This window comes from Kitasatospora purpeofusca (assembly GCF_036010405.1).
GTDB lineage: Bacteria > Actinomycetota > Actinomycetes > Streptomycetales > Streptomycetaceae > Kitasatospora > Kitasatospora purpeofusca.
The window spans coordinates 1,865,498-1,880,671 of the sequence record NZ_CP108561.1 but is presented as its reverse complement, the minus strand read 5'-3'; the positions used below and the strand labels follow the sequence as shown (position 1 = coordinate 1,880,671).

At 71.7% G+C, this 15,174-nt stretch carries 11 protein-coding genes; 5 read left to right on the top strand and 6 right to left on the bottom strand.

What is annotated here, in order from left to right; all coding sequences use genetic code 11:
* Positions 1 to 65 precede the first annotated feature (65 nt).
* Genes OG715_RS08070 through OG715_RS08060 form a run of 3 tightly spaced genes read left to right on the top strand, consistent with a single transcriptional unit; the run spans position 66 to position 7,466 of the window.
* Entirely contained in the window at positions 66 to 668 is a 603-nt protein-coding gene (locus tag OG715_RS08070) for a hypothetical protein (protein WP_266276027.1), read from the top strand.
* Between the two features lie 48 nt (positions 669 to 716).
* Positions 717 to 2,726 carry a flotillin family protein gene (locus OG715_RS08065; protein ID WP_266276028.1) on the top strand — a complete coding sequence of 670 codons (2,010 nt, stop codon included), beginning with the start codon at positions 717 to 719 and terminating at the stop codon, positions 2,724 to 2,726.
* Between the two features lie 12 nt (positions 2,727 to 2,738).
* The gene (locus OG715_RS08060; protein ID WP_266276029.1) at positions 2,739 to 7,466 is read left to right on the top strand and encodes a DNA repair ATPase; all 4,728 of its coding nucleotides are present in this window, start codon (positions 2,739 to 2,741) and stop codon (positions 7,464 to 7,466) included.
* Positions 7,467 to 7,872: 406 nt separating this feature from the next.
* On the opposite strand, the gene OG715_RS08055 is transcribed toward OG715_RS08060, so the two are convergent.
* Both OG715_RS08055 and OG715_RS08050 read right to left on the bottom strand, forming a co-directional pair.
* Positions 7,873 to 9,537, bottom strand: a complete 1,665-nt coding sequence (locus OG715_RS08055; RefSeq protein WP_266276031.1) for an ABC transporter permease — start codon at positions 9,535 to 9,537, stop codon at positions 7,873 to 7,875.
* Complete coding sequence (locus OG715_RS08050) at positions 9,534 to 10,496, bottom strand: ABC transporter ATP-binding protein (RefSeq protein ID WP_266276033.1); 963 nt, start codon at positions 10,494 to 10,496, stop codon at positions 9,534 to 9,536. The genes OG715_RS08055 and OG715_RS08050 overlap by 4 nt, the downstream gene beginning before the upstream one ends.
* Before the next feature lie 156 nt (positions 10,497 to 10,652).
* Here OG715_RS08050 and OG715_RS08045 point away from each other — a divergent pair, with 156 nt between their 5' ends.
* On the top strand, positions 10,653 to 11,117 hold the full coding sequence (locus tag OG715_RS08045) for a GbsR/MarR family transcriptional regulator (RefSeq protein WP_323182280.1): 465 nt from the start codon (positions 10,653 to 10,655) through the stop codon (positions 11,115 to 11,117).
* Between the two features lie 100 nt (positions 11,118 to 11,217).
* On the opposite strand, the gene OG715_RS08040 is transcribed toward OG715_RS08045, so the two are convergent.
* Entirely contained in the window at positions 11,218 to 11,742 is a 525-nt protein-coding gene (locus tag OG715_RS08040) for a TerD family protein (protein ID WP_266276037.1), read from the bottom strand.
* A gap of 327 nt (positions 11,743 to 12,069) precedes the next feature.
* Here OG715_RS08040 and OG715_RS08035 point away from each other — a divergent pair, with 327 nt between their 5' ends.
* Positions 12,070 to 12,276, top strand: coding sequence for a hypothetical protein (locus OG715_RS08035; protein WP_327064127.1), 207 nt, complete (start codon positions 12,070 to 12,072; stop codon positions 12,274 to 12,276).
* A 76-nt stretch (positions 12,277 to 12,352) separates the two neighbouring features.
* On the opposite strand, the gene OG715_RS08030 is transcribed toward OG715_RS08035, so the two are convergent.
* The 3 genes from OG715_RS08030 to OG715_RS08020 all read right to left on the bottom strand — a co-directional run bounded on the left by OG715_RS08030 (position 12,353) and on the right by OG715_RS08020 (position 15,172).
* Positions 12,353 to 13,141 (bottom strand): MBL fold metallo-hydrolase, encoded by a 789-nt coding sequence (locus OG715_RS08030; RefSeq protein WP_266276041.1) that lies wholly within the window; start codon positions 13,139 to 13,141, stop codon positions 12,353 to 12,355.
* 63 nt (positions 13,142 to 13,204) lie between these two features.
* Positions 13,205 to 14,182: a GlxA family transcriptional regulator gene (locus tag OG715_RS08025; RefSeq protein ID WP_266276043.1), complete on the bottom strand. Its 978-nt coding sequence runs from the start codon at positions 14,180 to 14,182 to the stop codon at positions 13,205 to 13,207.
* A gap of 765 nt (positions 14,183 to 14,947) precedes the next feature.
* Entirely contained in the window at positions 14,948 to 15,172 is a 225-nt protein-coding gene (locus OG715_RS08020) for a hypothetical protein (protein ID WP_266276045.1), read from the bottom strand.
* Positions 15,173 to 15,174 lie beyond the last annotated feature (2 nt).

Sequence of the window (15,174 nt, the reverse complement as noted above, 5' to 3'; positions counted from 1 at the left end):
TCGATTGCCAGGATTGTCGTGGCACCGAACCGGTGCCGTGATGCGAGGCGGCGGGGGTGGGACGGGTGCGGGGATTCACCGAGGCTGCGCTGGGGTTTCCCACGGCACTGTTCAGCTTCGCGTTGCTGGTGGTCATCGGGTACTGGGGGCTGGTTCTGCTCGGTGGCCTGGGTGTCGACGCCCTGGACGGGGGAGAGGGCGTCGACACCCACGGGGGAGCCCTTGCCGGTCTCGGACTGGGGGGCGTGCCGGTGACGGTGGCGGGTTCCCTGCTGATCGCCGTTGCCTGGTTCGTGAGCCTGGCCGGATCCGTGCTGACCACCGGCCCGGCGGCGCGCTCCGCCGTCCTTGCCACCGCCTTGGCCTCCGCCTGGGCGGGGACGAGGGCGGCGCTGCGCCCGATAGCCCGGCGGCTTCCCCGTGAACGGGCCGCCAGCCGCAGCGACTTCGTGGGACGGCTCTGCGTGGTGCGTACTGGCCGGGTCGGCGCGGACTTCGGGCAGGCGGAGGTCACCGCGCAGGACGGGTCGAGCGCTGTGGTCCAGGTCCGCTCCCTCGCCGAGGAGCCCGGTCTGACGGTAGGCCGGACCGCGCTCATCTTCGACTACGACCCCGACGCCGAGTGCTACCTCGTGGCCGCCTTCGATCCAGGGGCGCTCGGCGACTGAGCTGTCCGCCCGGCGTGCTCTGACTTCTTTTCACACAAAGGACTTGTGATGGACACCATCGCTGTCGGCTTCGGCGTGCTCGTAGCCGTCGTGCTGCTCATCGTGCTCGCCACCCTGCTGCTCACCAGCCGCCTCTACCGGAAGGTCGAGCAGGGCAAGGCACTGATCGTCTCCAAGACGAAGAAGGTCGACGTGACCTTCACCGGCGCGGTCGTCCTGCCGGTGCTGCACCGGGCCGAGCTGATGGACATCTCGGTGAAGACCATCGAGATCTCCCGCACCGGCCGCGACGGGCTGATCTGCCGGGACAACATCCGTGCCGACATCCGGATCTCGTTCTTCGTCCGGGTGAACAAGACCGTCGAGGACGTCATCAAGGTCGCCCAGGCGATCGGCACCGCGCGGGCCAGCGACCAGGCCACCTTGCAGGACCTGTTCGCCGCCAAGTTCTCCGAGGCGCTGAAGACCGTCGGCAAGCAGCTGGACTTCACCGACCTCTACACCCACCGGCACGAGTTCCGCGACCAGATCATCGCGATCATCGGCACCGACCTCAACGGCTACAGCCTGGAGGACGCGGCGATCGACCACCTGGAGCAGACACCGCTGGGCTCGCTCGACGCCGACAACATCCTGGACGCCCAGGGCATCCGCAAGATCACCGAACTCACGGCGATCGAGCACGTGCGCACCAACGAGTACCAGCGCACCGAGGAGAAGGAGATCACCCGGCAGAACGTGGACGCCCGGGAGGCCGTCCTGGAGCTGGAACGCCGCCAGGCCGACGCCGAGATCCGCCAGCGGCGCGAGATCGAGACGCTGCGCGCCACGGAGGAGGCGGTGATCGCCCGCGTCCAGGAGGAGGAGCGGCTCAAGGCGCAGACTGCGTTCCTCACCACCGAGGAACAGCTCGGAGTGCAGCGCGAGAACCAGGCCCGCGAGGTCGCCGTCGCACAGAAGAACCGCGAGCGGGTCATCGCGATCGAGAACGAGCGGATCGAGAAGGACCGCCTCCTGGAGGTGATCGGCCGCGACCGGGAGACCGAGCTGGCCCGGATCGCCAAGGACAAGGAGGTCGAGGAGCAGAAGCGGGAGATCGCCGACGTGATCCGCGAGCGGATCGCCGTCGACCGTACCGTCGCCGAACAGGAGGAGTCCATCAAGACCCTGCGCACGGTCGAGGAGGCGGAGCGGCTGCGGAAGTCGACGGTCATCCAGGCCGAGGCCGAGGCACAGGAACAGCTGGTCAAGGACATCAAGGCCGCCGAAGCCGCCGAGCAGGCCGCAGGGCACAAGGCCCGCGAGTCCCTGGTCCTCGCCGAGGCGCGCCGCCAGGCCGCCGAACTGGACGCGACCGCCAAGATCCGCCTCGCCGACGGCATCCAGGCCGAGGCCGCCGCCGAGGGGCTGGCACAGGTCCGGGTCCGCGAGCAGGAGGCCGCCGCGATCGAGAAGGTCGGCCGGGCCGAGGCAGCCGTTCTGACGGAGAAGGCACAGGCCGCCGCACTGGAGATCGGCGCCAAGCTCAAGGCCGAGGCAGCGGGCCTGACCGAGAAGGCCGCCGCCATGGCCGCCCTCGACGAGGCCGGCCGGGGCCACGAGGAGTACCGGCTGCGCCTCGCGGCCGAGAAGGACGTCCGCCTCGCGGGCCTGGACGCCCAGCGGCGGATCGCCGAGGCCCAGGCCTCGCTGGTCGCGGCGGGACTGGAGAAGGCGAACATCGACATCGTCGGCGGCGACACCGTGTTCTTCGACCGCCTGGTGCAGTCGGTGACGGCGGGCAAGAGCGTGGACGCGTTCGTCGCCCACTCCGACACCGCCCGCGCTCTCGCCGGGCCCTGGCTGGACGGCAGCGCGACCTTCACCGAGGACCTCACCCGGGTGCTCTCCTCGCTCTCCACCGCCGACGTGCAGAACCTCACCGTCTCCGCGCTGCTGATGAAGCTCATCGGCCCGGGCGGCGACCAGAGCGGGCCGCTCACGCAGCTCCTCGCCTCCGCGCGGCAGCTGGGCATCGCCGAGACGCCGATCGCCGCTCTCAACGGCGCGAAGAAGTAGGGGAGCGAACCGGTGACCGAGGACGTCGTCGACGACGGCACGTACGAGGTGCTGCGCGCCCGGCTCCGTCGCGCCGCCGCCGACCTGACCGAGCGGGCGCAGGCCCTCAACGCACGCCGGGTGGCCGAGTTCGGCGGAGGCGAGCTGACGCTGGCCGGCACCGGACGGCTCGCCGCCTCGAAGCCTCTCGTCCTGCGCGACGTGGCGGCGGTCGGCGGCCTGCTCCTGGCGGGGTGGCAGCACACCGGCGGTGCCGCCTGCGACGACATCCTCACCCTCCACCGGCCCGATCTGACCGAGGCGCCCGCTGGGGCACTGCCCGGCCTGCTCGACGACCCGCGCCTGCGGCAGGACCTCGACGAACTGCACCGTTACTACCGCGACGCCCGTCTCGAACGGCTTCGGCTCGTCGACGGCCGCCTCCTGGCGCTCTTCCGCACCGGACCGGCCGTCGGCGACCTGAGGGTCCTGCGATGGGACCTGGCCGCTGACGGCACCCCCGCCTACCTGGACGCCCGGGGCGAACGCGACCACGTCCCGGCAAACGGCCGGCAACTCGACTGGACCGGGACCACCCGCACCGACCACCGCCAGGGCCGCCCGCCCGCCGTGTCCCTCTCGGGCGAACTCCTGCTCTCCACCGACGGCGGCACGCTGCGCCTGGCGACCCCGGACGGGCGCAACGTCCACGAGGAGCCGCTGGACGAGCCGCTCCAGGCCCTCGCCGACTCCGACATCGCCCACGGCCGCCTCGACACCCTGCTGCTGGTGCGGATCAAGCCCTACCGCGAGGAGACGGTCCGCCACCTGGTCTGCCACCTGCCCACCGGTCGCACGGTCCGCATCGACGCCCTCGGCCAGTCCTGCCTGCGGCTGCCCGCCGACCAGGGCCTGGTCTTCCCCGGCGGCTACGTCCTCACCGACGGCACCCACCGCGTCTTCGACCGGCCGACCACCGGACTGCGCCACGAACGGACGATCGCCTCGCCCAACGGCGAGGACACCCTGTTCGTCTTCCGTGACCCCGCCGACGGGCGCACCCTGCTGCTCCCCTACAACAGCGTCCGCCAGGAAGCCGCCGCACCCCTGCTCTGCCAGGGCTACGCGCTGCTCGACGACGGCACGCTCATCGCCCCACACACCGTGCACGAACCAGCCCGACTGCATCCCGTACAGACCTGGCGGACCCCGTTCACCAGCGAACGGCACGCTGCCGCCCAACCGACCCGACACAGCCCGCTCGCCCGGATCGGCAACCCCGACCTGGTCCGCGGCCTGGCCGACTGCCTGGCCCTCGCCCGCCTGGCCACCGCCCGCACCGACACCACCGCCGGCTACCAGGCCGTCCTCACCGCCGGCACACGCACCACCGACCGCCACCACTGGCTGGCGGAGCCCGGCCTCGGCGACCTCCACACGCCACTCGGCGACATCCGCGAGACGGCGCGCCAGGCCATCACCGAACACGAGACCGCCGCCGAGGTCACCGCCCACGCGGCGACCCAGGTCACCCGCACCGCCGAGCACGTCGACGGCCTCCTGCGCCGCACCCGCGGCGAGACCCTCACCGCCGCCGCCGAATGGATCGCCGAACTCGCCGACCTCCACCGCACACAGGGACAGATCGAGGCCCTGCGCGAGCTGCCCCGAGCCGACACCCACCGCATCGACCTCCTCGCCGAGCGACTCGCCGAAGGAACCGCGGAGGCGGCGCGGCGCGCCGCCGACTTCCTCGCCGAGCCCGACGCCTTCACCGACCACCACCGACAAGCCGCCGAACTCGCGGACACCGCCGGATCCCTCACCACGGCCGCCGACGCCGCGCCACTCGCCGAGCGGATCGCCGCACACACCGAGGCCGCGAAGACCGTCGCCGAACTCGTCACCACACTCGAACCGGCCGACCCCACCGTCCGCACCGCCATCCTGGACCGCCTCACCGACATCCTCGGACTGCTCAACCGGGCCCGGAGCGCCCTCGACACCCGCCGACGAGAACTGCGCACCCGCGAGGCCGCCGCCGAATTCGCCGCCGAAAGCGCCCTGCTCGCCCAAGCCACCGCCGCCGCCCTGGCCGCCGCCGACACTCCGCAGACCTGCGACGAGCAGCTCACCCGACTGATGCTGCGCATCGAACAACTCGACACCCGCTTCGCCGACGCCGATGCCGCCCTCACCGAGCAGCTCACCGCCCGCCGCGACGAAATCCACCACGCCCTCAGCGCCCGCCGCCAGAACCTCCTCGACGAACGCGCCCGCCACACCCAACGCCTGGCCGCCTCCGCCGACCGCCTCCTCGACGCGATCCGCCCGCGCCTGGCCGCCCTCGGATCCCCGGCCGACATCGACGCCGCCCTCGCAGCAGACCCGATGGCCGTCAAGATCCGCCAACTGGCCGGACAACTGGCCGACCTCGGCGACCCCGTACGGGCCGAAGAAGCGGTCGGCCGTCTCCGCGCCGCGCGCCAACAGGCCCACCGAGCCCTGCGCGACCGCGCCGACCAGGCCAGCGACGGCCCCGGCACGTTGCGACTGGGCCGCCACCTGTTCACCACCGTCACCCAGCGCCCCGAACTCACCCTCGTCCACCGGCAGGGCCACCCGACCTTCACGCTCACCGGCACCGACTACCACGCACCCGTCACCGACCCCGACTACGCGGCCACCGAGCGCTTCTGGGAACAGCCGCTGGTCTCCGAGACCCCCGGGATCTACCGCGCCGAGTACCTCGCCGCGACCCTCCTGCTCGACGCCGAGCCCGACGGCCTCGACGCCCTCCACGAGGCAGCCGCACGCGGCACGCTCGCCGAACTCGTACGCCGGGCCGCCGAAGAACGCCACGACGAGGGCTACCAGCGCGGCGTCCACGACCACGACGCCACCGCCGTCCTCCAAGCCCTCCTCACCCTGCACACCGGTGCCGGCCTGCTGCGCCACCCCGCGGCCGCCCGCGCCACCGCGCAACTCTTCTGGACACACGGCGCCGACGACAGCGCCAGGACGATCTGGGCGGCGCGGGCCCGCTCACTTGGAGCCGCCCGCGCGCACTTCGGCACCGTCCCCGCCCTCGACACGCTCGCCGACGAACTCGACGAGAGAATCGCCGAGTTCACCCAAAAAGCAGGCCTGCCCGCGACCCGTGCCGGCGCGTACCTGGTAGCCGAACTCGCCCACACCACCACCGGCTTCGCCGCCCGGGCCGCCATCACCGCGCTCCTGGACAAGTTCCACGCAGAGCCGGGCACCCGGGACCTCGCCGAAGCACTCACCACCATCCCCGACGAACCCGCCCGCCTGCCCGCCCGGCACCAACTGGCCTCAGCCTGGCTGGAAGCGTTCACCCAGGCGACCGGCCACCCCGCCGACACCGCGGACCTCGCCGAGGCCGTGGCAACCCTCCTCACCCCGGACCTCCCCCGCTACTCCACCGACGGCGCCGTCGAGACCACCGTGACCGGACTGGCCGGCGACCACCCCCGCCTCGACTCCGGCGCCCTGACCGTACGCCTGGACGAACTCCTCACCCGAACCGCCGACTTCCGGACCACACGCATCCCCGAGTACCGGGCCTACCAGCACAGCCGCGCCCGCCTGCTGGAGGCCGAACGCAACCGGCTCCGCCTCGAGCAGTACCATCCGCAGCCCCTCGACGGCTTCGTCCGCAACCGCCTCATCGACGAGGTCTACCTTCCCCTCGTCGGCGACAATCTCGCCAAGCAGCTCGGAACGGCGGGCGACGGCGCCCGCACGGACCGCAGCGGCCTGCTGCTCCTGGTTTCCCCTCCCGGGTACGGCAAGACCACCCTCGTCGAATACCTGGCCGACCGGCTCGGCCTCCTCCTCGTCAAGGTCAGTGGCCCCGCGCTGGGCCACCGGGTCACCTCCCTGGACCCCGCCGAGACCTCCGACGCCACCGCCCGGCGCGAGATAGAGAAGATCAACTTCGCGCTCCACGTCGGTACCAACGTGCTGCTCCACTTGGACGACATCCAGCACACCTCGCCCGAGCTCCTCCAGCGGTTCATCCCGCTGTGCGACGCCCAGCGCCGCATCGACGGAGTCTGGGACGGCCGGGCCCGCGAGTGGGATCTGCGGGGCAAGCGCTTCGCCGTCGTCATGGCCGCCAACCCGTACACCGAGTCGGGCAGGAACTTCCGAATCCCCGACATGCTCGCCAACCGCGCCGACGTCTGGAACCTCGGCGACGTCGTCGCAGGACGCGACGACCTCTTCGGCCTCAGCTTCATCGAGAACACCCTCACCGCCAACCCCCACCTGGCGCCGCTCGCCACCGCCGAACCCGCCGACCTGGACACCCTCCTGCGCCGCGCCACCGGAGAATCCTCAGGGCATGAACTCTTCGGGCCCTGGCCCGCCGCCGAGACCGAGCGGATGACCGCCGTCCTGGCCAAGCTCCTGCGGGTCCGCAGCACCGTCCTCGCCGTCAACGGCGCCTACCTGCGCTCCGCCGCCCAGAGCGACCGCTCCCGTACTGAGCCGCCCTTCCTGCTTCAGGGCTCTTACCGCAACATGGCCAGGATCGCCCAGCGCGTCGTTCCCGCCATGGACGACACAGAACTCGACGCGCTCGTCACCGACCATTACCGCGCCGAGGCCCAGCCTCTCGGGGCCGATGCGGAGGCACAGCTCCTCAAACTCGCCGAACTGCGCGGTACCCTCACCCCCGACCAGGCCGCCCGATGGGAAGCCGTCAAGGCCGACTGGCCACGGATGTGCTGACGGGTCGCCCGCCCTCCCGGCCGAGTCCCTCGGCCTGCACGCCTGCCTGGGCCCGGCGCCAGTTACACCATGAAGCCGGCCCGTCCGTCGACACGGCTGAGCGTCACCGGCGGAGCGGCGCCTTCGGACGTTTCGCGGGTGACGGCCCGGGTTGCTCTCCACCGGTCGTCGGCGGGCATGCAGGCCAGGTCCGAGAACTTCCCTGAGCAGAGCGACCGGGCGTACCTCCATCCAGCCGACTGGGGGTCAACGACCCCCGGCCCGCATCCATACTCGGGAGAGGCGGGCCGGGCGATGTAGTGGTCGCCGGGCCACAGACCCTGAGCACCGCGCCAATCGTTGCTGTGGCGGTGTTGTCCGGGCCGCCGCGCATCGGCCCGGACAGCACCGCCGTCGCCCGAAGGGGCTACTTCATCTCCAGGTCACGGCGGTTGAAGCCGGCCACGCCGAGGGCGACCAGGGCCGCTCCCAGAAAGGTGAGGATCACCAGGGGAGTCCAGTCGACAGCCGCGGCCGGGAGGCGGGGGACGTGCCCGAACGGGGACAGGTCGTTCATCCACTCGGGAAGCTTCAGGAGCGGGCCCAGGTACCCGATGACGAAGGCGTAGCCCGGCACGATCCATGCCGCCGCCACGGCCCGGGGGAGCCAGCCGTAGACGGTGACGGCGAAGCCGACGGTCACCCAGAGAGCGGGGGCGTAGGCGAGGGCGGCGCCGGTCAGGCGCAGGAACGCGCCGCCGTCCTTCAGGGAGGCCGCGCCGGCGATCCCGAAGCCGATTCCGGCGGTGAGCATGAGGGCGGTGGAGCCGGCCAGCGCGACCGCCAGGTGGCCGGCCAGCCAGCGGGTGCGGGAGAGTCCGGTGGCGAGCAGCGGTTCGGCCCGTCCGCCGGTCTCCTCGCCGCGTGGACGCAGAGTGGCAAGGACGGCGTACACGGCGACGATCACGGCGATCACGAGCATGGTGATGGCTGCGAGGGAGTCGGCCATGGTGGTCCCGCCGACGCGCCGGAGCGCGTCCTTGAGCTGGTCGACGTCCTTCAGCATGTCCTCGGCGTTGCCGAGGATCGACCCGTACATCAGCCCGAGCAGCGGTGCGGCGGCGCCGAAGCCGGCCAGCATGCCGCGGTGCAGCCGCAGTGCGAGGCCGTACGGGCTTCCCAGCGACTCGGAGGCGGTCGGGCTGCCGGGCCTGGTGGCCCTGAGGCCGGCGCCGACGTCGCGTCGGGTGCTGAGCGCGAACGCCACGGTGCCCGTTGCGGCGGCCGGCAGCAGCACGAGCAGCAGTGGCCACCAGCGGTTGTCGACGAACACGTAGGTGCGCTGGAGCCAGCCGATGGGCGATGCCCAGGAGAGCCCGTTGCCGCCGGCGTCGCCGGCGGCGCGCAGCGCGTACGCGGCGCCGAGGACGGCGAGGGCCATGCCCGAGGCGGTGCGGGCGTGTGCGGAGATCTGGGCGGTGATACCCGCGACTGCGGCGAACAGGAGCCCTGCGGCCGCGCAGGAGAGTCCGTAGAGCAGGGCGGAGCCGGCGGTGATGCCCTCGATGCCGAGGCCGCTCAGGCCGACGGCCAGGAGGAGGGTGAGCGCGAGGTTGGCGATGGCCGCCACGGCGAATGCCGCCGCCAGGTGGGCGTGCCGGCCGACGGCGGCCGAGCGGACCAGCTCGGCGCGTCCGGTTTCCTCCTCGGCCCGGGTGTGCCGGGTGACGATCAGCACGCTCAGCAGTGCCATCAGGACAGCCGCCAGGCCGAGCAGCCGGTGGCCGAGCATGGCGCCGTAGGTGTAGTCGTCGAGGTAGTGGTGCGGGCCGGTCATGGCCAGTACGCCGGGGTTGTCCGAGGAGCGGGCGACCGAAGCACGGTCCTCCGCCGTCGGGTAGAGCGACTTGACGTTGTTGGCGGTCGAGACCGTGACGAGGAAGACGAGCAGGACCCAGGCCGTGATCCTGATCCGCTCCCGCCGCAGGTTGAAGCGCAGGAGCGTCCCCACCCCGGCGAAGTTGTCACCCACCTGCCGGTGTGCGGCCGTTCCGCTCGGTGCTGTGGTGTCCGTGGTGGTGGCGCTGGTCATCGCGCACCGCCGCGGGTGCGCGAGAACAGGCCGCGACCGGCTGCCGGCTCGTCGGTGTGGTGGCTGCCCATGGCCAGTTCGTCACCGTAGTGGCGCAGCATCAGCTCTTCCAGCGTCGGCGGGTGGCTGACCAGGCTGTGCAGTCCGGCGTCGCCGAGTCGGCGGACGGCGGCGTCGAGGTGTCCGCCGTCGACGGAGAAGTGCACCTTGGACCCCTCGATACGGACGGCGTGCACGCCGGGCAGGGTCTCCAGGCCGGTGACCGGGCGGAGGGTCTCGGCCTCGACCGTGGTCCGGGTGAGGTGGCGCAGTTCACCGAGGGTGCCGGTCTGGACGACCTTGCCGCGGCGGATGATGCTGACCCGGTCACCGAGCTTCTCGACCTGGGCCAGGATGTGGCTGGAGAGCAGGACGGTCCGCCCCTGCGCCTTGGCCTGGAGGACGACGTCCTGGAAGACGACCTCCATGAGCGGGTCGAGGCCCGCGGTGGGTTCGTCGAGCAGGAGCAGTTCTGCGTCGGAGGCGAGTGCGGCGATGATGGCGACCTTCTGCCGGTTGCCCTTGGAGTAGGCGCGGCCCTTCTTGGTGGGGTCGAGGTCGAAGCGTTCGATCAGTTCGTCGCGGCGGCGCTTGTCGAGGCTGCCGCGCAGCCGGGAGAGGAGGTCGATGGCCTGGCCGCCGGTGAGGCTCGGCCAGAGTTCGACGTCGCCGGGGACGTAGGCGAGGCGGCGGTGCAACTCGACGGCGTCGCTCCAGGGGTCCTTGCCGAGCAGTCGGGCGGATCCGCCGTCGGCCCGCAGCAGGCCCAGAAGGACCCGGATGGTGGTGGACTTCCCGGCGCCGTTGGGGCCGAGGAAGCCGTGCACCTCGCCGGTCTCGACGGTGAGGTCGAGGCCGTCCAGCGCGGTGGTCCGGCCGAAGGCCTTGCGCAGGCCGGACAGAATGATCGCCTTCGTCATGCTCCGGAACGTATCGTAACTTCACAAACTTGTGAATATTGGGAACGCGTTAAAGTTGGCGCGACAGGACGACCGGGCTGGTCGCGGGGCCGACAGGCGGAAGACGGGGAGAGCCACGTGCGGGCGGAGCGGCGACAGGCGTGGGAGGAGCATGACGTGGACGCGGTGTCCGGGTTCGTCGAACGCTTCGCGGCGGAGCTGGCGGCGGCGGGCGTGCCCCGGATGCCCGCGCGGATCTTCTCCTGCCTGATGGCCGAGGAGACCGGCGTCCTCACCTCGGCCGAGCTGTCGGAGCGGTTGAAGATCAGCCCCGCCGCCGTCTCCGGTGCGATGCGCTACCTGACCCAGGTCGGCCTGGTTTCCAAGGAGCGCGAGCCCGGTTCCCGTCGCGACCGCTTCCGGGTGCTCAACGACGTCTGGTTCGAGTCGCTGACCCGGCGGGACGAGGTCCTGGTGCGCTGGGTCCGGGTGCTCAAGGAGGGCGAGGCCACCCTCGGGGCGGAGAGCGTGGCCGGTGGGCGGCTCGCCGAGAGCGCCGAGTTCTTCGAGTTCATGATCACGGAACTGGAGGGGATGCTGGACCGCTGGAAGGCGCGGCGCGGGGGCGGCGTGAGCGCCTGACCGGTCGGCCCGATTGCCCGTGGTCTTGTGCCGGGGTCGGAGTCAGGGGTGTCACGGGTGACCCCGGCCGTCGTTCGGAACATGGCCACCTGGCGAGGCCCTACGAGGTGCCCATGATCCTCGCGAAAGTCGCCGGATCGGCATCGAAGCCGTGGACGCCGGGCCGGAACACCCAGGCCCCCGAGCTGTTCCGGATGAATTCCGCGACCGTCGCGGCCGTTGCCCCGTCGACGCCGGCGAAGTCCACCGCCGCCAACTCGTCGCGCCCGTTGCGGATCCTGGCCACGGGGTTTGCTATGTCTCCGAACGTCAACCGGCCGGCGTTCTGCTGGATGGCGACGCCCACGACCACCCGGAGGTAGCGGTGTGCCAGGCGGTCGAGCTCAAGGACCAGGCGCTCGTCGACGCCGAGGCCCTTGCCGTCGCGGCTGTCCCTGGTGAGGGTGATCGTGCCGTCGGGGGCGCGGCTGTCGAAGTGGACCAGGTAGGCGGGGGCGCCGGCCGGGGCGCCGGTGGTGTACGTCGCGGCGACGAGATCCAGATCGTGACCCGCCGAACCTGCGGGACTCGGATCCCACGACAGGCCTACTTCGATCCGTTCCAGGCCCTTGTTGAGACTGCTCACCGGACTCTCCCTTCGTCATCGCACCGACCCGGCATAGTGCCATCGCGGACCGGTTTGTGGTGGGTCAACGATAGGTCACTGGCATGTCATTGACATGAAATCAGATCTGCCTGCCCGGGCGGACCTCGAATCTGGCCGACCGACCGGCCTCCTTGTGGCTTCGGCGGCCGTGAGGCTCTGCTGAACGGCTGGCCGACGGACCCGGCAGTCGTGGCCGGAGTCGGGGACCATGGTCAGGTTTCGTCGTCCGGACTGCTGTGATGTGAGCCGCAGCGCGTAGCTCGGCCGTCAAGGGCCCGCTGAAGAGCCGTAGAAGTCCCGGGTGGAGTGCCAGGAGGCGTGGTCGGCGGACAAGGGACACATCTCCTCTTCGACAAGGGGGCGCCGCGTATTCGAGCCGACCTCGGCGGCAACGCCACCGCCATCGGCGCCTCCGCCAATGTGGTCGTCCTCGGCATCGCCGAGCGCAGCCTCACCCCCATCAGCTGCTGGACCTTCATCCGTTACGCCGCACCCGTTGCCGCGTCACCATAGCCGTCACCGCGCCCTGTCTGTGGCTGCGTTACTTCGCCCTCGCGTGACAGTGGCCGGCGCCCGTGGTATGCCGGGATCACGGGGATGGTTTCTCCTTGCGGCGGGTGAGGTGGCCTGCGGACTCCAACCGGGACAGCCGGTCGTGTTCGCGTTCCGCCCAGCGTCGTACCCGGTCGGGTTCCAGTGCGGTGCCGTGGCCGACGTGGAGTGCGGCGGGGTCGAGGGCGAGCATCGCGCGCAGGCTGGTGAGGTTCTGTCGGGGGTCGTCGTGAAAGGGTGGGTTCGCGGGTCTTCCGGGGATGAGTCCCATGAAGGAGTTGGCGATCAGGTCGCCGGCGACGAGGTCGCCGTCGTCGGTGAGGACGGAGACCGATCCGGCGGTGTGGCCGGGGGTGGGGATGATGCGGCCGGCGATCCCGAAGTCCTCCAGGCGTGTCTCGCCGTTGATCAGTACACCGGGTTCGACGGGTTCGGCCTGGACGTGCAGGTTCTTGTTCCGGTCCATCAGGCGGCCCATCGGGCCGGTGGGCAGGTACGGTTCGCGGACCCGGCCGGTGCGGTACGGTCCCAGGTCGGCGATGTGGCCGGCGACGGGCGCGCCGGTGAGCCGGTGCAGTTCGGCGGCGGAGCCGAAGTGGTCGATGTGGCCGTGGGTGAGAATGATCAGCGAGACGTCGGCGGGGTCGACGCCGTGCGCGGTGACCTGGTCGTGGATCCTGTGGCCGCTGCCGGGAGTCCCGGCGTCGACGATGACGGGCCGTCGGCCGAGCAGTAGGTAGGCGTTGACGGCGTGCCGGCCCAGGACCGGGATCGGAACGACCTTCGTGCGGGAAATGGCAGGCTCCGGGGTGTGGGTTGCGGGCATGGCTGGGGGCCGCATGGGGCGCTGGCGGTGAGGGGAGGCTGACGCGCTGGATGGAGCGGGTGGTCAGAAGCGGCGGCGGTACTCGGCCGGGGTGGTGCCCAGGCGTCGCTGGAAGGAGCGGTGCAGTGTGTCCACGGAGCCGAGGCCGCTGGCGGCGGCGATCTCCGGGAGGCCGAGGTCGCTCTCCTCCAGCAGTCGGCGGGCGGCCTCCAGTCGGGCGGACTCGACGTAGGCGGCTGGGGTGGTGGCGGTGCGTTGGCGGAACAGGCGGGAGAAGTGGCGCACGCTCAGGTGCAGTTGTTCTGCGAGGGCGTCGGCCGAGAGGTCCTCGGTCAGGTGCTCGGCGATCCAGACGCGCAGGTCGTCGATCCGGCCGCCGCCAGTGCTCTGGACGGAGAGCGGCACGCTGAACTGACTCTGCCCGCCGGAGCGTTTGACGTACATGACCATCATCCGGGCGGTGGCCAGGGCGAGCGTCTGGCCGTGGTCCTCGGCGACCATCGCGAGCGCCATGTCCATCCCGGAGGTGACCCCGGCGCAGGTCCACACGCTCCCGTCCCGGATGAAGATCGGATCGGGGTCGACCGCGACCTTCGGGTGCTCGGCCGCCAGACGGGCTGCGGTCAGCCAGTGGGTGGTGGCGGGCCGGCCGTCGAGCAGCCCCGCCGCGGCGAGCAGGTGCGCGCCCGCGCAGATCGACCCGACCCGGCCGGCACGCGGGGCTGTCGCGCGGAGCCACTCGGTGACCGTCCGGTCGATCACCGGCTCCACCCCGTCGTCGGCCAGCGTGATCGCGCCGGCCACGAGCAGGGTGTCCATCCGGCCGTCCGCCGCGTCGAGGGTGAGGTCGGCCAGCAGGCGCACGCCGCTGGAGGTGGCGACCGGTGCGCCGTCGGCGGTCGCGATCTGTACGACGTAGCCGGGCCGGTCGGGTCCGGCGACGCGGGTGGCGACGGAGAACACCTCTGCCGGTCCGGTGACGTCGAGGAGTTCGACGCCGGGGAAGGCGACGACGACGACTCGGTGGGGCGACTGGGGCATGTCGAAATCATGTCGCCTGGCTTGCGGTGGCCGCAATGACGAGGTCATCGCAGATCCGGCCATCGGGTCGGCAGACCGCAAGGCCGTCGGGCGGTCTGCCGGGCCGAAACGAGCGCTACGCGCGGGAGTGGCCGGGCTCGACGGTGCTCGGCGGGGTACCCGCTCCACCGCTTCGGTCCGGCTGTGACCGTGCTGCAGAAGGGCGCGACTCGTCCTACGGCGGCGACTACTACCGGCTGCGCGCCCTCGGCACCGGTTCGAGCTGGCCGGATCTGCCGAACGGCGTTAACGGCGGCAGGCGCCGCCCATGAGTTCGCGCCGGCCCCCCGGGTGGGCTGAGGACCGGCGCGGTCGGGTGCTGCTGGTGCGGACGGGCCAGTCCGTCGGTGGGAAGGTCACGCGTCCGTCGGCCGGGCCTCCCGGGTGGTCTTCAAGTTCACCGGGACGCTGTCCCGCCAGAGCGCGTCGGGTTCTTCTCCCAAGCGCGGCGCCGTGCAGGAGACGAAGTGCTCAGCATCCGGCCGGGTTGAATGCCCGGCCACACGGGCCAGTTCATCGAGCACATCCCCCGTGACGGGGTATCCGCCGGAGCGGATGTCCTCGTCACTGAGGAGGGGGAGCAGGACGCGTACCTTCTCGCCGTTGACCGGTTCGTAGGCGATGGCTCGTAGGCGGCGGTGGAGCGGCGACCGGCCGCCGCGACGGCCGTGTCACGCGGCCGTCGCAGCGTCGACGTTGGTCAGCCCGAGGGTCGGACCGGCGGAATCAGCTCGGGAGGCCCAGCAGGTCGCGCAGAGCCCGGTCTTTCCGGACGACGCCTGACGGGGCCGTCCGTTCGAGGGCGGCGACGAGCCGCTGCCGGTCCCGTTGCCGTACGGCCAGCAGCGGGATCCGGCAGCGCGCCCCGTCGCGGCCCTCCAGCAGAAGCGTGCGCACCGCGCGGCCGCCGTGCCGGGTGGGGACGAATTGCTCGGGCGGGACGAAGGCCACGG

Coding starts and splice junctions, on each gene's coding strand:
- OG715_RS08050 (WP_266276033.1), bottom strand. CDS start 10,496: ATGACGAAGGCGATCATTCTGTCCGGCCTGCGCAAGGCCTTCGGCCGG.
- OG715_RS08055 (WP_266276031.1), bottom strand. CDS start 9,537: ATGACCAGCGCCACCACCACGGACACCACAGCACCGAGCGGAACGGCC.
- OG715_RS08025 (WP_266276043.1), bottom strand. CDS start 14,182: ATGCCCCAGTCGCCCCACCGAGTCGTCGTCGTCGCCTTCCCCGGCGTC.
- OG715_RS08065 (WP_266276028.1), top strand. CDS start 717: ATGGACACCATCGCTGTCGGCTTCGGCGTGCTCGTAGCCGTCGTGCTG.
- OG715_RS08030 (WP_266276041.1), bottom strand. CDS start 13,141: ATGCCCGCAACCCACACCCCGGAGCCTGCCATTTCCCGCACGAAGGTC.